This window comes from Paenibacillus taichungensis (genome assembly GCF_047302525.1).
GTDB classification, from domain to species: Bacteria; Bacillota; Bacilli; order Paenibacillales; family Paenibacillaceae; genus Paenibacillus; species Paenibacillus taichungensis_B.
This window is the reverse complement of the sequence record NZ_CP168020.1, coordinates 945467-969182: the sequence shown is the minus strand read 5'-3', so window position 1 is coordinate 969182 and position 23716 is coordinate 945467. Positions and strand designations below refer to the sequence as shown.

The window sequence follows — 23716 nt, the reverse complement described above, 5'->3', positions numbered from 1 at the left end:
GACTGAAATTTTCATGAAAAAGGAAGCTGAACTGATGATTGCAGACATCATGCTTGAAGTCGTCCTGCCCGTCTTTCTCCTGATTGCCGTCGGGTCCTGGATGCAAAAGGTGTTCAAGTTGGACTTGTACACCCTCGCCAAAATCAATTTCTATTGTATTACCCCCGCAGCCGTCTTTATGAGCATGTATCACTCCGATATGTCGGGGGAATTGCTCGGAACTGTCACGCTTTTTTACGCCTTATATGTAATTATTCTCTATATTGTGGGGTCTGTGTTCGCACGCTCGCTTCGCATGAATAAAGGCATGAAGGCCGCCTTCAACAACAGCATCATGCTGGACAACGCAGGTAATTATGGTCTGCCCATCAACTCCCTGGTATTTCGTGGTGATCCGCTGGCCTCTTCCATTCAGGCACTGGTCATGTCTTTACAGGCATTGCTGACGTTTACCTATGGTGTGCTGTCCATTCAGGGTGCGAAGCTCAAAGGCAATTACCGTGCGGTGATTATTGGATTTCTAAAAATGCCCGTTCCTTATGCGCTGTTGCTCGGCATTTTGTTTCATATGGGAAATATTCCACTGCCCACTTTCCTGTCCATGCCGCTGACTTACGCGCAGCAAAGTATGGTCGCTGTAGCACTCTTGACACTCGGCGCCCAAATTGTAAAATATCCAATTCGCCTGTATCGTCTTGATGTGTATATTAGCACATTTCTGCGTTTGCTGATTGGCCCGGCCATCGGGATTTCCATTGTGCTGCTGCTCGGTTTGCAAGGTATCGCCGCTCAGGCCCTTATTATCGCATCCGGTATGCCTACCGGAGTCAATGCGTCCATTCTGGCCGAGGAGTATGATAACGAGCCAGACTTTGCGGCCCAGACAGTTTTGATCTCGACGCTGCTTAACATCATTACGATTACTGCACTGATTTCGTTTGCGAAGACGTTCTGATGCCATATTTTAAAAAATGTCCAGTTCACTCTCCTCCAAGGAGCAGTGAACTTTTTTTGTTATGCGGATGGATGATATAACAGCTCAACTAAAAAAAGTCCAACGCATCCATATTCCGGATGCACTTGGACCTCTTTTGTTATCTTCATATGCCATCTGATCAAGTCTGTTGTTCGACTTACCAGCCTTAAAAAACTAAGATTCACATGTCGTCCGTTCAGGGAACTTACCGCCTTCTCTGAACAAACATCGAACCAGTCGCTGTGCGGCCCGATTGAAATAAAAACTCGGACTGACACCCTCGACCTGAACAGGTTCCAGTTCTTTCACACTTTCCTTGACCTTATTCATTTCAATGAGTCCCATCTTCCGCTCATTCGGTCCGAATCGATAAATAACCTTTTCATCGTCTTCCGTCTGTTTCACCAGCAGAATCATTGACGCCATACAGGTTACCCCCTATCGTTACGTTGTGAGATTCCAATGACCACTTGCTTACTATTAATTATTACCCAGAATGGATTGGAAACATATAGGGCTTTAGTTATTTATATTAACGTTAAAACTCCTAATTTTAATTATCTTGAATGAAATATTTTGACGAAAAATAAACAAAAACAGGCTTGGATATACCAAACCTGCCCTATTACCTTGCATCTAAAGGAATCAGAAGTCTCATGCTTCACCAATCCTGTTACAAACGTGGGTCCACCGGTTCAGACTCCAAAGCCAATGTCGCGAGCACACATTCATGAACCCTTTCCACAGGCTCCATGCGTACAAAACGCTCGATTCCCTCCATACCCAAAGCACTTTCCATCAGAGCGTGGCGCTCTTTTTTGGACGTTTTGCGTTTGCTGAGCCGGGACAAATTGTCCGGCGCGAGGTAATCCATGCCATAAATGATGTGCAAATACGCACGACCTCGTACTTTAATCGCAGGTTGGAATCCACACCTCTTTTAGTGCAAAACGGAAAATCCGATCCAATTCTTCATACTGAATAATCTGTTCATTCTCCAATTGAGCGGCCAGTTGTTCAAAATGCTCAATCCTCTCCGCCAAAAAAGTCTGTATCGCGGGTAGCTGCGGTTCCAGATCCAATTCCTCACCTGCCTTTTTCCGGCGCAGCAGTTCATGGATTTCTGTATAGAGCGGCGCGCTCTGAGGAACAAGCTCTTGCACCAGCTCTTCAAATGCCATCGGCGGCATCGCATCATAACGTTCGATCCAGCCACAGGCGAGCAGTGGGCGCAGCACATAGAAATACTTTTTGATCTTCACCTGTTTACCCTGCAGATAATCCCGGAAGTTTCCCTTCGCCATATTCAGATAATGGTACATACAGGACTTTGGCGAGAAGGTCAAAGGCGACAGTGCACGAATATGCTCTGCCACGCTGTACGGTTCGTCATACTGAATCGGGGATTGCAGCCACTCCAGCAGTGGTGGATTCGACTTGCGAAACAGCTTCAAGGCTTTGCGCAAATCCCAACCATTAATATCGAGCTGATCACTGATTGGGCGTTCGATAACATCCCTTTTATCCTCAATGGACAAGTACCATTCCAGCGGTCTCACATACAGAAAACGAACATCATAATCGCTGTCCTGTGAAGGAAATTCCCATGCACGGCTGCCCGATTCACAGGCATAGATGATCCGCACCTGCTCCTCCTGTTCAATCTGCTTCAGCTGCTGTCTAATCGTATCTCTCATTTCTTCATGAACATGAGTCATCTCTGTTCCTCCACATTTTCCAATTTAAATCTCTATCTCTCTCACCCGGCTCGCAAGTGTATCATATCCTGCTAAAGTTTCAGCAATATACGTCAGTACCGTTTCACTCCAGCCATAGATATAAAAGGTTTTGCCATCCCGTGGCGGCACCATTGCCTGCTGATAAGGTGCAATATCCACAATAAATGCTTTCAGATCCGGATTCATCATCCGGCGATAACGTTCAAGCTCAACATATAACGGACTGCCTTCGTTCTGCTGTTCATCGGTAATCATAATGATCTGATCCACTGTTTCTCCGATATCCCGAAGCTCTCGTACAGGCCGTCCCGTGTCGGTTCCACCTTGTGCGCGAATCCGGTGAGCTTGGGAAAGGATGCTTTCATCCATCTTGGGACGAGCATCTTCAACCATATGGTCGAATAACCAGAACAACGAGTTGCCTCGTGTTTGTTTATATAGCGCCAGTGCCAGCACCGAACCAATCCGCAAATAATCCCCTTGCATGGAACCGGAGCGATCCAGGAAAATGGCGGTTCTTCCCGGCAGCGATGGCAGGTTGCCAATGGATAGCTCCACCGCTTCCCGCAAAGCATATCGCAGCTCTTCTCTTGCGATCATTTCATACGCACTGGCGAATCGGAAAGGTAAGATACGCGACTTGCGCAGGGCTTCTGCATCCGCTAGACGGCCCGTTACGTAATCGATATTTTTCGATTTTTCAAAAACTCCCGCCCGATCCATTGCATTCAGATGACGCAACAATGCAAAGGTCGGCATCTGGGACATCAACGCCTCCCATACCGTACGTGTCGGCTGCATGATCGATGTGACCACCGAATAAGGCAGTTTGCCTTTTTCGATCAGATGCATCCGACTTGCCGGGTTAGGGGTAGCCTTCAACTTTTCTAGCGCCTGCAACTGCGGCAGGTCTGTAAGATCCACCTCATGTCCTCGCAAATAACGGAACAAGGCTTGTTGCTTCATATCTGTCGGCTTGGGGTGTGCTGTAGCGATCATATCGCCCAGACTGTATCCACGCCCGCGCCCGTTGTATTTGATTGCCCAATATTCAGTGATGCCGTTCAAAAATTGACTCACCTGGCGCTTCACCGCTCGACCGCCCTGCCCCCGACCCGTTCCTCTTAGAATCGTCAGAAAATCGGCCAAGTCAGCCGGTGTCTGTACGACCTTGGAGAATACCTTCGCAAACTGATCCGGGTCCACCTTGGACAAGAGCGCCAGACCATATAGAGGCTGTAACCGCATCAAGCCTTCATTACGAGCATAGACCAGCGCCCGCGCCATAAACCCTGCATCGATCTCAGCCATCTCCTGATGACTGACCATCGCATCGTCCATCAGTTGCTGTGTATCTGCATAAAACGTATTGTTCAATGTATTGGTTATCAACATCTGTATATATTGTTCCTCCACCAATCGCTCATAGGCTCCGTAGCCCCCATGATTACGTGTAGTTGGCTGAGGTTGATTAAATAATTGTTTTGCTCTGCTCATCACTCATGACCTCCCGGTGTGAGTCTATTTACTGATATTCCATAATAAAATGTTCCGAGGAAAAAGGTGGGAAGGTATAATACCCGCTCTACCGCTGAGCTACACCGCCATGAACGGCGGCGATTGGATTCGAACCAACGACCTGGTCGATTAACAGTCGAAGTAACCCTCCCTGGCGCCTCGGAACCTTGATCCGCAGAGTTTGTTGCTGCCCCGCTTCACACCCTTATTATGCCTCACACATTTGCAAGCGAACATGGCGAAAGTATGGCGACGAGTCAATTTCATAACTCATTAAATTATCGTTTTGTAACGATTGAAGCAGCTAAAGGTATTATGAAATTGATTCAACCTCCATAAGTTTAAAATGAAACCAGACACTCATCCTGATACAATGAAGGGATAACAGTAAATGGGAAGATCACGAATGTTTCTATATATCGCAGAATTGTTCTGCCAACATAGTCATCCACTATATCCGCCTGACTCCAGGCCACCAAGGAGTGAATATTCATGGCTAAAGAAAGCTTTGACAAAGAAATTCAATTTCTGCGCATGTTGTCCCTGACAAGTGGTGCGTACAACCGTAAACAGTATGCCGAACGACTCGGCATCTCCGTACATACTTTTGATAAAACCCAACGCAGATTAAAAGAAATCATGCAGACCGTCACTGACCAACGATCAGGCTCGGAACAAAACAAAGAAATGGCGGATCTCGTTCGCTTCCAATATGGGGAATCTGCAGAACCAATGCTGCTCTTCCTCTTTCGCGCCAAGTCGATGAAAGAGACTGAAGTGCAGCGACTTTCCGTTCTTTTGCATACCCTGCAAGATCAAGCTTTAACCGCAATGGAATTACTGGATGCCTGCTGCGCTGAACTTCCGGAGGAACTGGCGCTGCCTGACGAGAAGACCATTCGCTCAGATCTGAAGTATCTGGAAGAAGTGGGGGTGATCCGCAAGGAACCTGGCGGCAGGCCTTATCGTTACCTTTTGCAGCAGGACATACTTACGGGACTAACCGTGGAAGAACAGCTGGAGCTGTATGATTTTGTGGATATTATGGCAAACACTCAGGTTCCGTCCGTACAAGGCTACATATTGCGGGACAGTCTCAAAAAAGCCATTGGCGCAAGTTATCCGCAGGAAGAAGCCACCGAACCATTTATATATAAATACCACTATTATTCACGCATTCTGGACGAAGCACATCTGTACACTCTGCTTAGTGCGATTCGCCAACGAAAACATGTCCAGTTTCTGTATTATTCTCCCAAAAAACCGTCCAGCTACAGTTCACAGAATACGAATCCACGTTTTGAACGTGAAGCAGGCGGACGATCCAACCGAATCGTACCGCTTGAAGTTGTCTATGACCATCAGTATGGCCGCTGGTATGTCATTGGATATCAGGGACGCCGAGGCTTTGTGAAATTCCGAATGGAAGGCATTACACAGCTCGTGGAACAGGATTCGATTGAAGAACAATATATGCTCGAATTGAAGCAACAGTGGGCCGAGATCAGCCGCTACAGCTGGCTGGTGGATACGGGGAATACCGTGACGGTTCAAGCACGATTCTTCCATCCTCAGGACGGCCAGCGTAACTTCATTCTGGATCGGGTTCGTTTGCAAGGCCAATGGGGAACGATTATGCCCGAAACGGAACATACCTTTCTGTATGAAATCCAGGTCAACGGTATCACCGAGATTAAGCCGTGGCTTCGGAGTTTTGGCTCAAGCTGTGAGGTGATCGCTCCACAGAGGCTGCGTCAGGAGATGATTAAGGAATGGAAGGAGATTGCGCAATATTATGAATCTGTTCGAGAAGATGTTCAACTACCAGATGATGACGAGATTGAATGAAACCGGACTGTTCACCTGGACATCACAGGAACGGGCCTGGCTGCGCATGATGCTGAATCACCCTGCCGCACCAGAAGCTCTAAATCCTGACACGTTGCACAAAATGCATGACATGCTGGAGGCAGAGCAAGATCTGGACCTTCAGGATTACTTGACCGAAAAAGCTAAAAGTGAAGAAAACAGTGTTTTTCATCCGCAGCTTAAACCATTACGGCAGATGATTTTGCATCATCAAGGGTTTCGTTTGACAGGGCGTGTCCGCAATGGACGAATCAGCCAGGATCAGTTTGGATTCCCCTACAAGCTCGAATATTCCATGGTCAAAAAAGAATGGTACGTGCTCTGGTATGCTCCACTCTACAACAAACTGATGTCAACCAAGCTGCACAGCATCATTGCTGCGGAAGCCCAGCCGCTTCAATCGGAGACTGCTTCTCAATATACTGCCAAAATCGCGATTTTAACGGAGAAGCGGAAGACGACCGTAACGATCGAAGTACTGCCGGAGTACAATCAGGAGTTGTCGAGAATTCTATATGCCTTCTCCTGCTTCTCGAAGCAGGTGGAATATGTGGAAGCACAACAGACGTACCGCATTGAACTGACTATTCCGCGGAATGAGATGGATTATGTGCTGTCCAAAATGCGTTTTCTGGGCAAACGGGTACGGATTGTAGACAATGCTCTACTTCGAGAGCGAATGTCAGAGACAGCCGCCAAGGTATTGGCACGCTATGCTGAATCCGAGCTTGAAGCACTGCCTGAACGGACTTCTGGAGGAGCGCGCAGCCACCACGGGGAGGAACTTATTGTAAAGACGGAAGGCAGTGATACTGCCTAAAGTACTTCTTTTATTGCCAATCATTTGCAGATAACTTGCTAATCACTTGCCGCAATACACAAAGGGGCTGTCCAGTAGTCATGAAAATGACGGGATGCCCCTTTTGATGATTAACCTTACGCGCCACTACCGGCAGCCGAATTCCTTCTTTTATTAATCGCATGTACACCCATCACAACTGCAATCAATTCATAAGTATCCAGATGTTCTGATTGGTTGTCTAACACAAATGCGCCTGAACCGAACCAGCCACTTGTACGCCTGAAGCTTGCCACGATTTTGCCGCCCATCCCGGTGATATCATATTCCTGCGAAAACGCCGGAGCGGAGACATCATACACACCACGCGGTCCTGCATCGTACTCATACTTTTTACTGAAGAAGCTGATCCTCGCCCGTAAGACACCCCATTCCCTTCCATCGGCTGAGGTCACATCCCAACGATTACTTAACATGCGGAATTTACCACTGCAGATGAGCCCCGAGTTATCGAATACATCAAGTGATGAACCAAAGGCACTTTTCAAATCGAGATGACCTGCCTGTTCCTGTTCATGGTTCATAATCTCGGTGTACCCTGCATTAAAGAAATTATCTCTGAAATAGAGTTCCATGGAATTCCTCCCTTACAAGAAATCAACCTTCTCCCTTATTGTAAAACGACATATATCCCTATTTACGTATAAGAACTGGGAATTGCTTCAAATAAAAAAATCTGCCAGCTAAACTGCAGCTGACAGAATCTTAACTTATACTTCGACTTTTTTATTATTCAGATACACGGCAACGCCAACCAAAATCACTGCCACAATAATTTCAAAGATGATACTTGCCCACGTTCCATCTGACCACATGATTCGATTGGACATAATGGAGATCCCTGTACTTTTTTCCGTTACCTGAAATAATTCATCCGGGTTAAAGCGACCCGAGAAGATGGTATTCTCCAGCCAGCTAATGACATTGATTAGTACGAAAAATGCGACGATACTAATCCACGGTCCTGTTTTAAAGCGGAAGCTGCCTCCAATCGAAATGGAGAGGAAGATGATTATGATACAGAACAAAGCTACCCACCAGAAAAACAATAGCAAGGAAACAATCTCCGAAAGATGAATACCGGAATCGTTAATGTAGCTGGTAAAGTTAATCCCTGTGTGTGTTGCATTGTAAATAAAATAGTGAATGGTGGCAACAGCCAGTAAACCCAGCCCACAGAGTGTTCCGAATATGATCGGAGACAACACGTGAGACAGCCCTGTTACCGGCACAAGACGGCGATTGTACGAACGGATATTGGATCGATATGTCTTGATCATTTTTACATATATGGCTACGCCTGCTCCAACATATGCAATAACGCCTATAAGACTCCCTGTTATTTCAGAAAAAAACATGGACAGCCCAATTTGAACAATAATCAATACGGCTAGCCCAGCCAACAATGTGTTCCAATTCCTTCTAAAGTCATACTTCAGCAATGTCATCATTCCGCATAGACCTCCTTGAACATCTCATCCACACTTTTGCCGTACTTGAGACGCAGTGTCTCCACTTCTTCTCGCATCACCAATTCGCCTTCACGGATGAAGATCACTTCATCAAAAATCCGTTCAATATCCGTTACGAGATGTGTAGAGATGATCAGACTGCTGTCTTCGTCATAGAACTTCACAATCGCATCCAGAATTTTGCCCCGGGCAACCGGGTCTACCCCGCCAATCGGTTCATCGAGCAGATAAAGACGAGCTTTACGGGAAAGAGCCAGTGTTAATTGCAGTCGTTCATTCATACCTTTCGACAAATGTCTTACCTTTTCTCCCTCTCCAAGCTTCATGAAATCAAGCATCTCTCTAGCTTTCGCTTCATCAAAATCAGCGTAGAAATCGCGGTAATACGCAATCGCGTCCCGTACTTTCATCCAACTCTCGGTTAATGGGCGGTCCGGCATGAAGGATACCAACGACTTCGTTTCCAAGCCAACCGCTTTCCCCGTGACACGAACATCTCCACTGCTGGGGTGCAGAAGCCCTGCAACCAGCTTCATCAAAGTGCTTTTACCGCTACCGTTACTGCCCAGCAAACCTACAATTCGGCCTGGTGCGATATCAAGCGTGATGTCATGAAGAGCTTTCTTGCCGCCATACGTTTTGCTTACATGGTTCATCTCAAGAATATTACTCATTCACTGTTCCTCCTATTCCATCGCGATGCAGTGATTGCTTTCCTTCCGCAACGGCATCAGCGACGATATTTACGATATCCTGTTCTTCGATGCCCAGCTCCTGCATTCCTGTCAGAAAACGATCCAGTAATTCCCCAGCCATCTCTTTTTTGATCGTCATAATTTTCGACTCCTCACTTGTCACGTATCGGCCCAGACCTCGCTTGGTTTCAACCACTTCTTCCCGCTCCAACTCCTGAAATGTTCGCTGTACTGTATTGGGATTGATCTGTAATTCGGCCGCGAGCTCACGAACCGAAGGAATTTTATCGCCTGCCTTAAGTGTCCCGATCACAATCTGTCTTTTGATGTACTGCATAATCTGCAGGTAGATTGGCAAGTTGTTGTCAAATTCGATGCTCACAATGTCCTCGCTCCTCTCTGTATCTGTGTGTTAGTTACATAGTACACTAGTGATTTGTTGTTGTAAAGCCCATTTATTTAAAACGGCTCCAAATGCAAAAAAAAGAACAGATCCTCAGATCTGCTCTTATTACTCTTGATTCTTCCAACTACGGTCATTGTATGATGTAATCGGACTGACAAGAAGTTTCTATACGATATCCAAAGGCACTTTGCCCTTAGGTGCAGGGAATGCCTCATTCAACCGAACCATTTCATTTTGGGTCAAAATTACGTCCATCGCCGCAGCATTTTCTGCAACATGATTCAGCTGTACAGCTTTCGGGATCGCCAGTATGTCTCCATCCCTGATAACCCAGGATAACGCAAGTTGCGAAGGACTGACTCCTCGATCCTTGGCAATCTCACGGATGACTGAATGCTCCAACAATTCTCTACGAAGCCTGCCACCTTGGGCCAGCGGACAATAGGCCATCACAGGAATACGGCGTTCCCTCAACCAGGGAAGAAGCTCGTATTCAATACCACGAGAAGCTGCATGATACAGCACCTGATTCACCGCACAATGCTTGCCAGCTGGAATGTTCCATAGCTCCTGCATGTCCTCTGTATCCAGATTCGAAACACCCCAGCGCAGAATTTTGCCTGATTGTTTCAACTGTTCCAGAGCTTCAACCGTCTCTTCCAACGGCACACCTCCACGCCAGTGCAACAGGTACAGATCCATGCGATCTGTACCCAGACGCGAAAGGCTGCGCTCACAAGCGGTAATCATCTGCTTCCGATCCGCATGATGAGGATACACCTTGGATACCAGGAATACATCATCGCGACAGTCTTTTATCGCCTCACCAGTGACCTCTTCAGCCCCGCCTTCTGCATACATCTCGGCCGTATCTATTACTGTCATTCCACGTTCAATACCATGACGCAGTGCCTGAACTTCTTCTCTCCGACTGGATTGTTTCTCACCCATGTACCATGTTCCCTGTCCGATTGCAGGCAGTGTTGTCCCATCGGGTAGCTGGATTGTACGCGTCTGATTTCCTTGTTGCATCTGTACTCCTCCAATCTGACAATATTCCTCATTATCTATTCATTATTAAACAGATCAAAGCTACTTCCTTCACTCGCCCCTTCATTCGATCGCTTCCAACGCTCCACCATCATGATATACAACTGGTCCAGTGGTAATGTGAGGCTGTTCTGGGCAATGCTTACCGTAGCATCGACCATGCTGCTGTTTACCGTCATTAATTTGCGCTTCATCCCATTCTGACGCTCCAGAAAAGCTTTCTCGTCCCACAATTTAACCCCAATCATCTTCTGTCCCATGAATTCATACATAAAAATATTCTCAACATCTTTCCAGGCAATTAGCCCTCCTGATGTGTAAGAAGATGAATCCACAAACCCATGCTCATCGACAACAAAGGAAGGTTCCTTCTTAATCATCTTCACCAGGCTGTAGCAGAGACAAAGCCCAAAAAATAAAATGGAGAACAAGCCTATAACGGAAGAAATGGCAGATCCCTTGGCTGAAGAATCATCAAACATCAAAAAAAATCCGACTGCTACAAAAAGTGCTTCCCCACTGTAAGCCATGCCATTCGCTTCCGGCTCGGGTATTCCACTTGCTGTTGATCATAGGATGTGGACAAAGTGATGCTCCTCCTTCATGGTGACTGAGACAAGAATGATCTATATAAACGGGGTACAGCTCATTAAATGAGCTGAATTTCCAAATATACTCAAATAGCATTGTTCATTAAACAGATTCAACTGACATTAAACATCATTTTCAGACAGCTTTTCGTCTATTTCATGACTATTCAACATTAGGATTCGTCATGCTTCCAATAATTCCTTTCGAGCACAGGCGATATTGTTAAGAAATAGGAGTACGTTCGTTTAGAATCGTGTTGTCCTGCCTCATGCTTTCCGTTAATATAAATGGAAAGGTTAGGAAATTAAAACAATCTGATCGTGGTGGGAGGACAAACAATGAAGAGTCTGCGCGGCATAACATCGGAAGATCTTTTTCAGATTACATGGGTTAATGATCCAACTCCGTCTCCTCAGGGCGGACAACTGGTATATGTAAGTCGGAAAACAAACGAAGCACGAGACGGTTATTCTTCTCACCTGAGACTCCTTAACCTGGAGAACCAGAAGGACAGAGCTTTCACATCCGGAGATAAGGATCACGCTCCTGCTTGGTCGCCGGATGGTTCACAGCTTGCTTTTTTACGAGAACATGAAGGCAAAACACAAGTGTGGCTGATCGCCTCAGATGGTGGAGAAGCACAGCAAGTCAGCCATTTGAAGCATGGCGTCAGCTCCCTGCTCTGGTCACCGGATGGGCTCACTTTGCTTGTTAAATCATCTATGGACATGAGCGAAAAAGACGAAGATGAAACTGAAGACATAGATAAAAAACTGCTGCAAGAACTTGTCGTGGATCGAATTCGAATGAAATCTGACAGCGGTGGATTGTGGAACGGTCGACGAACCCATCTCTTCCGTGTTCCAACTGAAGGCGGAGAAGCGATCCCTGTAACTACAGGCCATTATGACGTCGGGGACTATGCGTGGTCGCCGGATGGAGAGTCCATTGCCTGGATCGCTCAGTTTCCGGAAGAAGGCGAGCAGTATAACGATTACACCCTGACAAACCATGTGTATCGTGCCAAGGCTGACGGATCTGACGTGCAGCAGTTGACTCCGGAAGGATACTCTTTCGGCCGGCTGTCGTACGCACCTGATGGACAATCCCTTGCACTGCTTGCCAGCGACCGTTCCTATGGAAATGCTACGTTGCTCAAGCTCTATACCCTTCCGATCTCAGGCGGCCAACCTGTATGTCTGAGCAAGGATTGGGATGTACAGATCAATCATAGCCTCGTTGGTGATATGCGCTCACACTTAACTAATACGGGCCCGGTATTCAGTCGTGATGGTTCATCCATTCTCTGTCTTGTTACTATTGAAGGTAGCGTCCGGATTGCCCGATTCGCACGAGATGGCAGTCATGCCGAATACATCTTGCCGGACGAGAAAGAGTTCTATCAGTTTGCTGAGCTGGAAAATGGACAGATTGTGGCAGGCGTAGCAGACGTACTTCGTCCTGGTGATCTCTTTCTATATACTCAACCTGATGAAGTTGGGGCCGAGCCTATACAATTGACCCATAGCAATCCTCAACTGGATGAAGAAATCCAACTTAGCACACCCGAGACCTTCTGGTTCGATTCCTCTGATGGCCTGCGACTGCAAGGCTGGATGCTGAAACCGGCTGGTATGGTGGAAGGAGTCAAAGTCCCAACCATCCTTGAAATTCACGGCGGTCCACATATGATGTATGGCTTTACGTTTATGCATGAGTTCCAAATCCTCGCAGCACAGGGCTATGCTGTTGTATATATCAATCCAAGAGGTGGGCTCGGATACGGGCAGCAATTCGTGAATGCCTGCCGGGGTGACTATGGCGGTGGGGATTATCGTGATCTGATGGAAGCCATGGATTATGCGGTGTCCCGATATCCGTTTATCGACGAGTCCCGTCTGGGCGTCACTGGCGGCAGCTATGGTGGCTTCATGACCAACTGGATTGTTGGACATACCGACCGTTTCAAGGCAGCCGTCACTCAGCGTTCCATCTCTAACTGGCTCTCGTTCTACGGAGTCAGTGATATTGGATTCTTTTTCACGGAAGACCAGATTGGCGGTAATGCATGGGATGACACCGAGAAGTTATGGAAACACTCCCCGCTTGCATATGTGGGTAATGTCAGCACGCCGCTGCTGATTTTGCATGGTGAGCAGGATCTGCGTTGTCCGATTGAACAAGCTGAACAACTATATGTTGCCTTGAAGCGACGCAAACAGACCACTCGGTTCGTTCGTTTCCCGGGAGCCAATCACGAATTGTCCCGCGGAGGTCACCCGCACTTAAGGGTACGTCGTCTGGAGCATATTGCTGGATGGTTCAATGAGCACCTGTAACGCCATCATAAGATCATATTTATGAAATAAAAGATAAATATTCTTCCTTTTGCTACCTATGTCTGCCTGAGCGGGAAGAATTCAGGATTAGCAAAAACCACCAGTAGAAGCGGTCATATCATGACCTTCTCTGGTGGTTTTTTGCTGTTTGGACGTTTGGATATGCGACAGTTACTGCGTTCTGCGTTACTATCCCATGTTTATTTTTATGAAAGCATGACTATGAGTACTTGATAGTGCTCCCTTACTCTTCTCCCCACACAACGGTTACTTCATTAACACCCTTGTACGTTGTAGAAATGGAACCAGTAATGGATACGGCGAATTTGCCTTCTTCACGGCCAACAATGCTGAATCCATCCGCCTTTACGTCTTGCGCGTATTGAGCCAGGTCTTTGTTCTGGTAATAATCTTTGTAAGATGTTCCTATCGTCAGCAGCGTTTCTTTTGTTGTATATGTAAAGATGATTTTGTTCTTGCCGCCGTCTACACTAGACTCTATCAGGCTAATTATCTTGGCATCCGTTGGTAAAGGTAAATCAGCTGGTAAATACTTGGCCTTCACAATTTCAGCCTGATTGTTTTTATCTGTTGATGCTGTTGAAGTCGAACCACTGTTGCTTGTGGAACTGGACCCACTGGAGGAGCTTGTGGAACCAATGCTTACTTTATTGGTTTTCGAATCATACGTGATTTCCGTGTTCAACGCTTCTGCAATGGAACGAACCGGCAGATAAGTACTGCCTTGATACGTAATGGAGGCGAGATTCTTGCCCTTGTCACCTGTCGGTGTGAACTTCTGTCCATTCACTTCAATACCTAACCCATGGTTTAAATAAGCCTTGATGGTTTCCAATTGTGTTCCTGCATATACCCCCGCTGATCCCGTTAGTACCATGCCGAAGACACCAGCGGTTAAAATCCACTTTTTATTTTTCATCCGAAATACCTCCTGATTGTTTTATTACCGAAAATATATGTACGGTTGCTGCTTCGTTGTTAAACCAAAGGTTGGAATCATAATACCATCTGGTGAGAGCTTGTACATGATTTAAGAGGAAAACAGGACCAGCGGCGCACAAAATTAGTCGTTTCATTATTTTGTTTTACGCACGCTCGAATCATTGTTATTACATGAATATATTCCTTGATGCAGCTCTATATAAGATGGAATCCATCTGGCGGTTACAAGTTGCGAAATCACCAAATTTATTAGATAATAATCTGTCGATTGTAGTCGAAGGAACGGATTTCAAGGGGGATTTAAGCAATGAGTAAGAACAATAATCATACATTTGACGAGCCGATTAATCGGCTCTCCACGGGATCAGAGAAATGGGATGCACTTGAGGAGATCTTTGGTGTTGCGGATGCACTCCCCATGTGGGTTGCTGATATGGATTTCGCCGCTCCACCATCGGTCATTCAGGCGTTGAAGACTCGAATGGAACATGGTATTTTTGGATATACGGTGCGAACAGATGCGTATCACGCAGCCCTAACGGGATGGATGGAGCGTCGTCACAACTGGAGAATTAACGATGAATGGGTTGTATTCACCCCAGGTATTGTGCCTGCACTCAGCATTGCTGTACAACGGTTCACCGAACCGGGAGATGCAGTAGTAATTCAGACTCCGGTGTATGCTCCCTTCTATGATGTGGTGCGTGGTCAAGGCAGAGAACTGATGACCAATCCGTTGGTGGAGAACGATGGACATTACTCCATGGATCTGAAGCATCTGGAATCCTGCCTGAAGACGGGTCGGGTCAAAATGCTGATTCTGTGCAGTCCTCACAACCCGGTTGGACGGGTATGGACTCGTGAAGAACTTCAAAGCCTTGCTGCACTCTGCGTGCAATACAATGTACTCATCGTTTCGGATGAGATTCATGCCGATCTGGTCCACCAACGCGGTGCGCATACACCGCTTGCTCTTATTTCTGAAGCTGTCTCTGATCTCAGCATCATCTGTACAGCACCAAGCAAAACGTTCAACATTCCAGGTCTCTGCACCTCCAATATCATCATTCCAAATGCCAAGCTGCGGGAATCATTCATGCAAGGTGTTAAAACGATGGGACTCGCCAACATCAGCACGCTGGGAGCAGTGGCAGCAGAAGCGGCATACAACGGCGCTGAAGAATGGCTGGATGACTGTCTTGCCTATATCCGCGGAAATATGGAATACGTGCAGGAGTATGTCGCGGAGCATATGCCGCAAATCGGAATTCAGCTTCCAGAAGCGACTTACCTGCTGTGGATGGATTTCCGAAAGTTGAGTATTCCGCATGCGCAGCTGTGTACGATGCTGCTCAAGGAAGCTGGACTCGCCTTCAATGATGGAAGTATCTTCGGAGCAGAAGGCACAGGATTCATGCGCATGAATGTGGCCTGCCCACGTTCCACGGTAGAAGAAGCCATGCGCAGATTGTCTGTGCTGATAGGCAGACTGTCGACCAAGTAAGTTGAATTACGTTAAAGCAAATTGAAGATGCTAACGAACCGGTTACACCTTATTCGGAAGTTTAGCGTGAAATGGGAAGGCTAACGAACTTCAGCCACCTTATTATCGTTTGCATAGCAAAATTCTGTGAAAATACAGGCAATACGGGCATATAAGGTGTCTACGATTCGTTCCAACACCGAAACTCCATAATTCCGTCTAATAGCGTGCGCTCGATTCGTTAAAGCATTGGTTTCTTTAAAATTGCAAAAGGGGCTGTCCCTGTATTCAAATCCATGATTAGTGTTCATGATTGACTACTCGGACACCCCTTTTATATTGGAAAACGGTTTATACCCCGTAAGCTATAGTTGGCATCTGCACAATCCGATCGCATAACCTGTCCAATAATTGCCGATCATGACTGATGATCAACATTCCCAGGTTGCGCTGACGCGCGATATTCATCACCGTATGCCAGATCTGTGCTTGGGTAATTGCATCCAGCATGGTGGTCATCTCATCAGCAATCACGTAACGAGTTGCTGTGCCGAGTGCACGTGCAACGCAGAATCGTTGCAATTCTCCACCTGACAACTCACCGGGCCTGCGATCCAGCCAATTCATCTGGATACCCAAGTCATCGAGCAGCTCCTGATCCTCGATCATGGCTTCCTTCAAGACACGGCGCATTCGCCAGCGTGGATTCACCGCTTTCTCCGGATGCTGGAATACAAGCTGGGCCGGACAGGCTCCTGTTTTGGGCAGCGGCTTCTCATCCAGCAGCACTTGACCTGCCAACGGTTCCACATACCCTGCAAGGATACGTCCAAGACTTGTTTTGCCACATCCACTGGGCCCCCATAAGCCAACGACTTCCCCCTGCTGTACTTCCATACTTATATTCTGAAATACCCAAGCGCCTTTGCCATAACGATACCCTGCATTTCTAACCTCAAGTGGCATGGATGCACCTCACTTCCCCGCCGCGAACTTTGCGCAGCTCAAGACGTTGGTTCGTGCAAGCCGTGGTCGCTCTGATGCAGCGTGGTGCAAATGAGCATCCTTCTACCCGTTGCCGGCCTGCTACAGGCTGTGTTCCAGACAGAGGTTGAAATTCATTTTGCGGCAACGCGTTCCAGAGCGCCTTCGTGTATGGATGTCGTAATCGTTCGCCCGTACCTGTAAAATCACAAGCCTGTGCCGTCTCCACATTAGAGCCTGCGTAAAATACGGATATGCGGTCTGCTGCCGTCAAGACTGTCGTAATATCATGGGTAATCCAAAGGATGCCGACGCCTTCATTGGCCAGTTGACGAAAGTGCTTCATCGTTTCAGCCAGCACTTCGGGATGGATGCCCGGTGTTGGCTCATCTGCAATAATGAGTTTCGGAGCACCAGAGGTGGCCGTTGCCATCAACACCCGCCGAGCCATACCACCTGACAGCTCAAACGGATATTTGCCCGACGTGCCCTGTGGCAATCCATAACGTCCCGTCAGTTCCTGCTCTGCCTTTTGCATCGTGGATCGGAGCGTCGATCCGTGCTTACGCCCTGTCTTTTGGCTTACAGGTTGAACCTGCCTGCCCACCTTCAACAACGGATCCAAATAACTGACCGATTGAGGAATGTACACCAGTTCATCTCCACGCAGATGAAGCTGCCGATCCATGGTCAGGGGCTCGCCTGCATAGCTAATCCGACCTTCTATCGTCGCATTGGCAGGAAGAATGCCCATGATCGCCTGCGCCAGCACACTTTTCCCAGATCCACTTGCCCCTACAACGGCGACAATCTCCCCTTCATTGACAGACAGATTCAGATCCTGAATAACATGGGTTTCCTCGTGCCCAAACCATCCCCGAGCACGCCGGAACGAAACCGACACTCCCTCTACTTCAAGAAGAGCCATGTCTACACCACCTCCCTTGAACTGCCGGTTCCCGTTAATGTCTTCAGACTACCGCCCAACACATCAAACGCACGAACGACCAACAACAATGCGAGTCCTGGGAAAAAAGCCAACCACCACATCCCTGCGGATAAATATCTCATCGACTCTGATAAAATAATACCGATCGCTGGCTGCTGCGGTGACAGCCCCAGCCCCAGAAAAGTGATAGCTGCCTCATGCAGAATCGCATGAGGGAAGATCAGCAGCACTCCCACGAATAGCTGCGGGATCAGATGAGGCAGCATGTGCTGCACCGCAATACGCATTCTCGAATGACCCAATCTGCGTGAGATGTGAATATACTCTGCTGATCTCAGCTGAATCATCTCTGCCCTTACAATCCGGGCCAGATTCGGCCAATGGGTTAGGGCAATGGCTAACGCCACCCCAGGCAAACCTCCACCGAACACAAAAGCCAACATTACCAGCGATACCAAGTGGGGAACACTCAGGAAGAGGTCAATGATCCATGAAATGACCCGGTCCGCAGCTTTCCCTGAAGCAGCAGCAAGACCCAGCAATAGCGCGATAAGTCCGCCGCCACAAGCCGCGAGTAACCCCACCTGAATGCTCGTTGCCAATCCTTTCAATGTGCGCATGAACATATCTCGTCCCAGCCAATCCGTACCGAAAGGATGCGCCCAAGCCGGAGCCAGATTCCGATCCATCAAGGAGGTCAGCGTCGATTCAGCAGGCAGCAGTCTGCCTGTCAGCCACACGGTTGCAATCCATGTCACACCCAGGCCACCCCAGATCATCGCCCATTTGCGCGGATTACGGAAACGAGAATTACTGCCACCTGAATAACCTTTCCCACCATGAGTACGTGGAAGTACTGACCTCCAATTTCTTTTGTTCCCCGCCTCACTTTTGGGAGAGTTAACCTTCGGATGCTGTGCAGTCTGAGCCGCAGGCTGGGAGGGACGTTCCAATGTCTGTTTCATCCTATAGCCTCCTCCTTCATGCGCGGATCAATGATACGGTACAGAATATCGGCAATCATATTGCCTGTAAACACAAATATTGCACTGCACAACACAAGTCCTAGCAGCAGCGGCACATCACCGCGTAATCCCGCCTGGACCGTTGCTTGACCCAATCCGGGATAGGAAAACACTTGCTCCGCCAACACAGCCCCACCGAACAATTCACTAAATGAAGCAAATTGCAGCGTCAAAGCAGGCAGTACCACATGCCTGAACCCATGACGACGAAACAATTGAACACCTCGCTCACCCCGTGCCCTCGCAAAAAGAATATAATCCGAGTCCAGCACATCCACGAGTTTCTGCCGGGTATGTAAGGCAATAGCGGCTACGCCCGTCAGACTCAACGTCAGCGCAGGCAGAATCATGTGCATGGCCCGATCTCCCCATGTCACTTGATCTGCTGCCATGCCCGCAGGTACACCAAGCCCAATTGGCAGCCAGCCAAGCCATACACCGAATACCATGAGCAGTAACAGCGCGATCCAGAATACCGGCGTGGAAGCCAGTGTGTAACAGTACCAACAGATCAGACGATCCAGCCGCGAATTCCGTCTCATAGCAGCAACGACACCCAGGCCGAATCCAATCAGACCGGATAATACCCAGGCCACCGCCATAAGAGCAACAGAATTCATGAATCGTTCCTTGATGATATCCGCAACAGGCTGCCTATAGATCATTGATGTTCCCAAATCTCCCTGAATCAGTGCCTGTCCCCAAGTAAGTAGTCTTTCTACGGGTGAATCATTGAGCCCCCAGCGTTCCTCAATAAGACTGCGCTGCTCTGCGCTTACCCTGATCATATCTCCACCAATGTAGGCCTCCACCGGATCCACTGGAGAGAACTGCATTAATATAAACGACACCACGCTGACTCCTGCCAGCAAAGATAACAGCCGCAACATTTTAAATCCGACGAATCTGGCCCATCCCACCCTGTCCTCCATCCAATCTCTCCCCAATTCAGGCTAACGCTACCGCAGAGTTTTCTATTTCAATTCTTCCTCCCAGAACCATTCTTCCAGGTTGGATGTCACCGGCCACCCATGACCATGTGGATGAATCTGCTGTTCACCGATATTTAGACCATTCTTCACCAGATACAGATGATCAATGTTCACCAGCCATGCCCATGGCGCATCGCCTTGGTAACTAAATCCTGTCGATCCATCCCACTCCGCTTTCTGCCAGAAGGGCAGTGCCTCTTCTTCCGTTGTCGCTTGGAGAGCTTGTTGCATCCAGTGGTCCACGGTTGGATTGCTGTACAATCCAGTGTTGTAGTACCCTTCGCCTTTATGGGTACTACTGTAGAGGTTGTATGTCTCAAGCGGATCATGACTTCCCCACCCAAATAATACGGCATTAGTATAGGCCAGCTTTTTCGTCTCTTCCCGGCTCTTTCCCTCTACATTGACCTTGATCCCTGCCTGGGCCACCATATCCGCAGCAGCCAGCGCTAAAGATTGTCTCGTTAGATCCCCTGCAAAATAGAGCAAATTGAACTCGGCCTTTGTGCCGTTCTTCTCGACAATTCCGTCACCGTCTGTATCCACCCATCCGCCATCAGCCAGAATCTGCTTCGCTTCATCGAGATTCGCATCTGCAAATACAGAATCCGGATTGCTCCACGGCAGGTCGTCGCTGACCGAGTAGGCCGGACGACCATGACCCTCCAGTACCCCCTCCACCAATGCAGTGCGATCAATTGCGACATTTACCGCTTTGCGAATGAAGATGTCGGATGTAACATCATTGCCTGCCGGCAGGCCGTCACCAGACTTAGCGCCTGCGGTTTGCATCGGGAACATGATGCCCCGGTTATCAACTGTTTTCACCGATTCCAGCTTCATGCCGTTTACCTGCTGCTTACTAAATGCCGCCGGGATAGCCGCGATATCGACTGTTCCGGCTTGCGCCGCCGCAAAGGCTGCATCCTCATCCAGATAGAGGAACGTCAATTTATGGAATGTAGACTTCTTCCCGTAATATTGTTCGTTAGCCTCGACGATCGCCTGCTGACCCTTATCCCACTGCACCAGCTTGTATGGACCAGACCCAACCGGATGCTCGGCATAATCAGGACCATAGGCGTGCTCAGGCACAATACCGAGTGTAGTCAGAAGACTGATAAACGTGGACTGCGGCGACTTTAATGTAAAGACGACAGTTGTCGTATCCGGTGCTTCCACATCAGCCATATTGGTCAAATCGATGACCGAACCGCTCTTGGCAGCCGTTTCAAACGTAAACCTGACATCTTCGGCCGTCAGTGGCTCACCATCGGAGAACTTTACATCATCCCGGAGTATGACGGTCCAAGTCAGCCCATCTTCACTGACGGAATGCTCTGTCGCCAGATCATTGACCAGTTGGAGCTTGGCATCCCTTTTCAGCAAAGTGCTCTGAAAGAGTGGCGAACCGTACTGTCCCCAGCCCGTAGTGGGATCAAATCCGCCTTCCGGTTCCGTGCCAACGGCCAGCACCAATTCGTCTTTGGGAAGAGAAACCGTCGCCCGATGGACGCTCTCTGTTGAGGATGTCTCCTGTGTACATCCCGATAGCCCCACTGTACATATAAGTAAAATACCTAATCCCGTATTAACCGATCGTTTCCCCCATGAAAATCCGCGCATCTACGTTGTTCCCCCTTTAATTTTTACTTCCCAACCCAATTCCGTGTTACTTTTTTTGAAAATTGTAGCACAAAAAAGTTTTATTGTGTCAACAAACTTAACTTCGAAATCCATTTATTTTCATTTACAGGGAATTCAAAAGAGATTAACAGGGGGTTCCGTAGATGATACAGCATTTCAAGTTAGGTATTATAACAAAACAAAAAGAACAACAGATTATCGGTAATGGACCAATAATCTGTTGTTCTAAATACGTGCTATGGACAAAGTCGACTAATGCCAATGAATCGGTTATTGAAATTTTGAAAGTTAATCCGTTGAAGAATCAGGAGAATGGTGAGGATGGTAATGACTTTGTTGATTTTGGCTGTGGTCATGATTGTGCGGACTGTGGTGGCTTGCCATTTTGTTGAGCTCATCCACATACGTTACGGACAGCTCTGCATACAGTACTCCTTTTTGAACCTGAATCTGCTGATGCAGATGACGCAATCGTCCTAGGTTGCCCCGTACCGCAATGACCTCCAGACACTGATCATGGTTCAGGTGCACATGCATATTGGAGATGATGTCATGGTGTGCATCGTGCTGCAGCTCCATTAACCGAATAGGAAGATCACTGATATGGTGGTCATACACCATCACAATGGTTCCAGCTACATCCTGCTCGGAATGCAATGCAGAGGGCTCCAGCAATGTTTTACGGACCAAATCACGAAAAGCTTCCGAACGGTTCTTATATCCCTGCTCTTCGATATAGCTATCAAACTGTTCGATCAGAGGCGTGGGAAATGCCACACCGAACCGGGTCAAATCTTCTTTGTCTGCCATTCATATCCTCCTGCCGCCTCGTTTGCTTCGAGTGTACCACAGTCCTGTCTTCTCATCGACTATACTGTTATTTCTCGGTAGCGGCAAAAAAGATAATGTAGCTCGCTTTTATTTAGGTCTCTTGGTCAGTTCCTGTCTGACTTTGGCATAGGTAGCACTTACCTTCTGTTCCAGTGTATAGATATGTTGTTTGGAGCCTGCCCATTTCTCTGCTGCTGCGGATAAGGAGTTCAACGAGCTTAATACGCGTGATGACTGGCCTAGTTTTGCACTCTGTTTGAATTGCTGCAACGCGTTTGAATATCGCTCTTTCGATAGGCTCGCCTGTTTTTTGCCCGTTTGAATCTGCTTCTTCACCGGATCAGCTCCAGCCAGAAAAGTACGCAACCGTTTCACTTCTGTGCTCTTTCGTTTGCGGGCTTCGGCAAGCTCCTTTTTCTTGAAGCGAATGTCTTGTCGGGCGAGCTGAACAACTGGTTTTAACGTATCCGCTTGGGTGCGAATAGCCGCACTCCATTCCTTGTTTTTGATCGCTTTGGCGGCATCGAGCTGCCTATTCACTGAACTGTACAAGGCAAACAAAGACTCATACCGTGCCTCGGTTTGTTTTACCTTTTCGGTTAAACCAGCGATCTTTGCATCATCGATTTGCCTTATACTCACACGTAATTGTTCAAGCTCCTTGGTATTGGCGGAGTGAATGGTGTTTGTCTTTTGTTCCCAGGTTTGTTCCTGCGTCGTCCAGTTGCCAACGTTCTCGTACGCTCGTTGCAGGGACAACTTGGTCTGCGAATCGGCCTTGCTCAGCACGGTTTCCCACGCCTTCTGGGCTGTTACGCCAAGCTCAGGGCCCGCCGCTTCAGCAGCGGAGGAATAATACATCACACTCATAATGAATATGATGATGAGTCCCAGACTCATACGGGTCCATACGTTAGCGAGAAGGTTAGGGCGTGGCCCGTATCGGTTACTCATGTTGCTCATGAAACTATGATTTGTCATGCTCCTCATACTGGATTGGTTCATGATCTGTTGCTTGCCTTCATTTCCCTCAATTATGCGGCTTTGCCTGGCTTGCACTGAACATGAACAATGACCCACCTGATGATTTTCCTTGTCCTCCAAAATTCCAGTTTGCATTCTCTTCTGCTCCCTTCAATATGAATTGATAGTTAGAACCTGCTGGAGTATCTGTGCGGTGATTCAATTACGATCCCTGATATACAAACTGGCAAAAAACAAAAAAAGCACCCGCAAGTCAGGCGTATTGCCTGCTCTTACGGGTGCTTCCCTCATAAGCCGTTCCATATGGGATTCGCCGAAATGGTCATCATTTCGAATCGAACCAC

At 47.8% G+C, this 23716-nt stretch carries 22 protein-coding genes and 1 pseudogene; 5 read left to right on the top strand and 18 right to left on the bottom strand.

Annotated features, from left to right (window positions below):
* The first annotated feature begins 34 nt into the window (after positions 1-34).
* A complete protein-coding gene (locus ACDJ58_RS04340; RefSeq protein ID WP_062320726.1) occupies positions 35-955 on the top strand; it encodes an AEC family transporter in 921 nt (306 codons plus the stop codon).
* 195 nt (positions 956-1150) lie between these two features.
* On the opposite strand, the gene ACDJ58_RS04335 is transcribed toward ACDJ58_RS04340, so the two are convergent.
* The 4 genes and pseudogenes from ACDJ58_RS04335 to ACDJ58_RS04320 all read right to left on the bottom strand — a co-directional run bounded on the left by ACDJ58_RS04335 (position 1151) and on the right by ACDJ58_RS04320 (position 4212).
* A complete protein-coding gene (locus ACDJ58_RS04335; RefSeq protein WP_063567677.1) occupies positions 1151-1402 on the bottom strand; it encodes a hypothetical protein in 252 nt (83 codons plus the stop codon).
* A 247-nt stretch (positions 1403-1649) separates the two neighbouring features.
* A pseudogene (locus ACDJ58_RS04330) lies at positions 1650-1901 on the bottom strand (polynucleotide kinase); the annotation flags it as partial.
* Entirely contained in the window at positions 1888-2694 is an 807-nt protein-coding gene (locus tag ACDJ58_RS04325) for a nucleotidyltransferase domain-containing protein (protein ID WP_413375820.1), read from the bottom strand. The gene ACDJ58_RS04325 and the pseudogene ACDJ58_RS04330, both read right to left, overlap by 14 nt.
* A 24-nt stretch (positions 2695-2718) precedes the next feature.
* Positions 2719-4212, bottom strand: a complete 1494-nt coding sequence (locus tag ACDJ58_RS04320; RefSeq protein WP_413375818.1) for a TROVE domain-containing protein — start codon at positions 4210-4212, stop codon at positions 2719-2721.
* A gap of 513 nt (positions 4213-4725) precedes the next feature.
* Between ACDJ58_RS04320 and ACDJ58_RS04315 the strand changes: the two genes are divergently transcribed.
* Both ACDJ58_RS04315 and ACDJ58_RS04310 read left to right on the top strand, forming a co-directional pair.
* Entirely contained in the window at positions 4726-6081 is a 1356-nt protein-coding gene (locus ACDJ58_RS04315) for a helix-turn-helix transcriptional regulator (RefSeq protein WP_413375816.1), read from the top strand.
* Positions 6029-6922, top strand: a complete 894-nt coding sequence (locus tag ACDJ58_RS04310) for a WYL domain-containing protein (RefSeq protein ID WP_413375814.1) — start codon at positions 6029-6031, stop codon at positions 6920-6922. The genes ACDJ58_RS04315 and ACDJ58_RS04310 overlap by 53 nt, the downstream gene beginning before the upstream one ends.
* 116 nt (positions 6923-7038) lie before the next feature.
* Here ACDJ58_RS04310 and ACDJ58_RS04305 read toward each other — a convergent pair whose 3' ends face one another.
* From ACDJ58_RS04305 to ACDJ58_RS04280, 6 genes are all read right to left on the bottom strand, one after another.
* Positions 7039-7536, bottom strand: coding sequence for a hypothetical protein (locus tag ACDJ58_RS04305; protein WP_413375812.1), 498 nt, complete (start codon positions 7534-7536; stop codon positions 7039-7041).
* 135 nt (positions 7537-7671) lie between these two features.
* A complete protein-coding gene (locus ACDJ58_RS04300; RefSeq protein WP_413375810.1) occupies positions 7672-8412 on the bottom strand; it encodes a hypothetical protein in 741 nt (246 codons plus the stop codon).
* Positions 8409-9107 carry an ABC transporter ATP-binding protein gene (locus ACDJ58_RS04295; protein ID WP_413375808.1) on the bottom strand — a complete coding sequence of 233 codons (699 nt, stop codon included), beginning with the start codon at positions 9105-9107 and terminating at the stop codon, positions 8409-8411. The genes ACDJ58_RS04300 and ACDJ58_RS04295 overlap by 4 nt, the downstream gene beginning before the upstream one ends.
* The gene (locus ACDJ58_RS04290; RefSeq protein WP_413375806.1) at positions 9100-9510 is read right to left on the bottom strand and encodes a GntR family transcriptional regulator; all 411 of its coding nucleotides are present in this window, start codon (positions 9508-9510) and stop codon (positions 9100-9102) included. The genes ACDJ58_RS04295 and ACDJ58_RS04290 overlap by 8 nt, the downstream gene beginning before the upstream one ends.
* A gap of 189 nt (positions 9511-9699) precedes the next feature.
* Positions 9700-10566 carry an aldo/keto reductase gene (locus ACDJ58_RS04285; RefSeq protein ID WP_413375804.1) on the bottom strand — a complete coding sequence of 289 codons (867 nt, stop codon included), beginning with the start codon at positions 10564-10566 and terminating at the stop codon, positions 9700-9702.
* Positions 10567-10601: 35 nt separating this feature from the next.
* Entirely contained in the window at positions 10602-11114 is a 513-nt protein-coding gene (locus ACDJ58_RS04280; RefSeq protein ID WP_413375802.1) for an STM3941 family protein, read from the bottom strand.
* Positions 11115-11513: 399 nt separating this feature from the next.
* Here ACDJ58_RS04280 and ACDJ58_RS04275 point away from each other — a divergent pair, with 399 nt between their 5' ends.
* The gene (locus ACDJ58_RS04275) at positions 11514-13514 is read left to right on the top strand and encodes a S9 family peptidase (protein WP_413375800.1); all 2001 of its coding nucleotides are present in this window, start codon (positions 11514-11516) and stop codon (positions 13512-13514) included.
* Positions 13515-13758: 244 nt separating this feature from the next.
* Here ACDJ58_RS04275 and ACDJ58_RS04270 read toward each other — a convergent pair whose 3' ends face one another.
* Entirely contained in the window at positions 13759-14454 is a 696-nt protein-coding gene (locus tag ACDJ58_RS04270) for a stalk domain-containing protein (protein ID WP_413375798.1), read from the bottom strand.
* Between the two features lie 330 nt (positions 14455-14784).
* Between ACDJ58_RS04270 and ACDJ58_RS04265 the strand changes: the two genes are divergently transcribed.
* A complete protein-coding gene (locus ACDJ58_RS04265) occupies positions 14785-15981 on the top strand; it encodes a MalY/PatB family protein (RefSeq protein WP_413375796.1) in 1197 nt (398 codons plus the stop codon).
* 330 nt (positions 15982-16311) lie between these two features.
* Here the strand turns inward: ACDJ58_RS04265 and ACDJ58_RS04260 are convergent, their stop codons facing one another.
* From ACDJ58_RS04260 to ACDJ58_RS04230, 7 genes are all read right to left on the bottom strand, one after another.
* Positions 16312-16926, bottom strand: coding sequence for an ABC transporter ATP-binding protein (locus ACDJ58_RS04260; RefSeq protein WP_413375794.1), 615 nt, complete (start codon positions 16924-16926; stop codon positions 16312-16314).
* Positions 16916-17872 (bottom strand): oligopeptide/dipeptide ABC transporter ATP-binding protein, encoded by a 957-nt coding sequence (locus tag ACDJ58_RS04255; RefSeq protein WP_413375792.1) that lies wholly within the window; start codon positions 17870-17872, stop codon positions 16916-16918. Before ACDJ58_RS04255 ends, ACDJ58_RS04260 begins: the two co-directional genes overlap by 11 nt.
* A gap of 2 nt (positions 17873-17874) precedes the next feature.
* Entirely contained in the window at positions 17875-18858 is a 984-nt protein-coding gene (locus ACDJ58_RS04250) for an ABC transporter permease (RefSeq protein ID WP_413375790.1), read from the bottom strand.
* Positions 18855-19850 carry an ABC transporter permease gene (locus tag ACDJ58_RS04245; protein ID WP_413375788.1) on the bottom strand — a complete coding sequence of 332 codons (996 nt, stop codon included), beginning with the start codon at positions 19848-19850 and terminating at the stop codon, positions 18855-18857. The genes ACDJ58_RS04250 and ACDJ58_RS04245 overlap by 4 nt, the downstream gene beginning before the upstream one ends.
* A 42-nt stretch (positions 19851-19892) precedes the next feature.
* Positions 19893-21536, bottom strand: coding sequence for an ABC transporter substrate-binding protein (locus ACDJ58_RS04240; RefSeq protein WP_413375786.1), 1644 nt, complete (start codon positions 21534-21536; stop codon positions 19893-19895).
* 309 nt (positions 21537-21845) lie between these two features.
* On the bottom strand, positions 21846-22367 hold the full coding sequence (gene nikR / locus ACDJ58_RS04235; RefSeq protein ID WP_413375784.1) for a nickel-responsive transcriptional regulator NikR: 522 nt from the start codon (positions 22365-22367) through the stop codon (positions 21846-21848).
* A 108-nt stretch (positions 22368-22475) separates the two neighbouring features.
* The gene (locus tag ACDJ58_RS04230) at positions 22476-23369 is read right to left on the bottom strand and encodes a hypothetical protein (RefSeq protein ID WP_413375782.1); all 894 of its coding nucleotides are present in this window, start codon (positions 23367-23369) and stop codon (positions 22476-22478) included.
* Positions 23370-23716 lie beyond the last annotated feature (347 nt).

Excerpts from the sequence above, each read along its gene's own strand:
- ACDJ58_RS04340 (WP_062320726.1), top strand. The coding sequence starts at position 35 with ATGATTGCAGACATCATGCTTGAAGTCGTCCTGCCCGTCTTTCTCCTG.
- ACDJ58_RS04335 (WP_063567677.1), bottom strand. The coding sequence starts at position 1,402 with ATGGCGTCAATGATTCTGCTGGTGAAACAGACGGAAGACGATGAAAAG.
- ACDJ58_RS04325 (WP_413375820.1), bottom strand. The coding sequence starts at position 2,694 with ATGACTCATGTTCATGAAGAAATGAGAGATACGATTAGACAGCAGCTG.
- ACDJ58_RS04320 (WP_413375818.1), bottom strand. The coding sequence starts at position 4,212 with ATGAGCAGAGCAAAACAATTATTTAATCAACCTCAGCCAACTACACGT.
- ACDJ58_RS04315 (WP_413375816.1), top strand. The coding sequence starts at position 4,726 with ATGGCTAAAGAAAGCTTTGACAAAGAAATTCAATTTCTGCGCATGTTG.
- ACDJ58_RS04310 (WP_413375814.1), top strand. The coding sequence starts at position 6,029 with ATGAATCTGTTCGAGAAGATGTTCAACTACCAGATGATGACGAGATTG.
- ACDJ58_RS04305 (WP_413375812.1), bottom strand. The coding sequence starts at position 7,536 with ATGGAACTCTATTTCAGAGATAATTTCTTTAATGCAGGGTACACCGAG.
- ACDJ58_RS04300 (WP_413375810.1), bottom strand. The coding sequence starts at position 8,412 with ATGATGACATTGCTGAAGTATGACTTTAGAAGGAATTGGAACACATTG.
- ACDJ58_RS04295 (WP_413375808.1), bottom strand. The coding sequence starts at position 9,107 with ATGAGTAATATTCTTGAGATGAACCATGTAAGCAAAACGTATGGCGGC.
- ACDJ58_RS04285 (WP_413375804.1), bottom strand. The coding sequence starts at position 10,566 with ATGCAACAAGGAAATCAGACGCGTACAATCCAGCTACCCGATGGGACA.
- ACDJ58_RS04280 (WP_413375802.1), bottom strand. The coding sequence starts at position 11,114 with ATGGCTTACAGTGGGGAAGCACTTTTTGTAGCAGTCGGATTTTTTTTG.
- ACDJ58_RS04275 (WP_413375800.1), top strand. The coding sequence starts at position 11,514 with ATGAAGAGTCTGCGCGGCATAACATCGGAAGATCTTTTTCAGATTACA.
- ACDJ58_RS04270 (WP_413375798.1), bottom strand. The coding sequence starts at position 14,454 with ATGAAAAATAAAAAGTGGATTTTAACCGCTGGTGTCTTCGGCATGGTA.
- ACDJ58_RS04265 (WP_413375796.1), top strand. The coding sequence starts at position 14,785 with ATGAGTAAGAACAATAATCATACATTTGACGAGCCGATTAATCGGCTC.
- ACDJ58_RS04260 (WP_413375794.1), bottom strand. The coding sequence starts at position 16,926 with ATGCCACTTGAGGTTAGAAATGCAGGGTATCGTTATGGCAAAGGCGCT.
- ACDJ58_RS04255 (WP_413375792.1), bottom strand. The coding sequence starts at position 17,872 with ATGGCTCTTCTTGAAGTAGAGGGAGTGTCGGTTTCGTTCCGGCGTGCT.
- ACDJ58_RS04250 (WP_413375790.1), bottom strand. The coding sequence starts at position 18,858 with ATGAAACAGACATTGGAACGTCCCTCCCAGCCTGCGGCTCAGACTGCA.
- ACDJ58_RS04245 (WP_413375788.1), bottom strand. The coding sequence starts at position 19,850 with ATGGAGGACAGGGTGGGATGGGCCAGATTCGTCGGATTTAAAATGTTG.
- ACDJ58_RS04240 (WP_413375786.1), bottom strand. The coding sequence starts at position 21,536 with ATGCGCGGATTTTCATGGGGGAAACGATCGGTTAATACGGGATTAGGT.
- nikR (WP_413375784.1), bottom strand. The coding sequence starts at position 22,367 with ATGGCAGACAAAGAAGATTTGACCCGGTTCGGTGTGGCATTTCCCACG.
- ACDJ58_RS04230 (WP_413375782.1), bottom strand. The coding sequence starts at position 23,369 with ATGACAAATCATAGTTTCATGAGCAACATGAGTAACCGATACGGGCCA.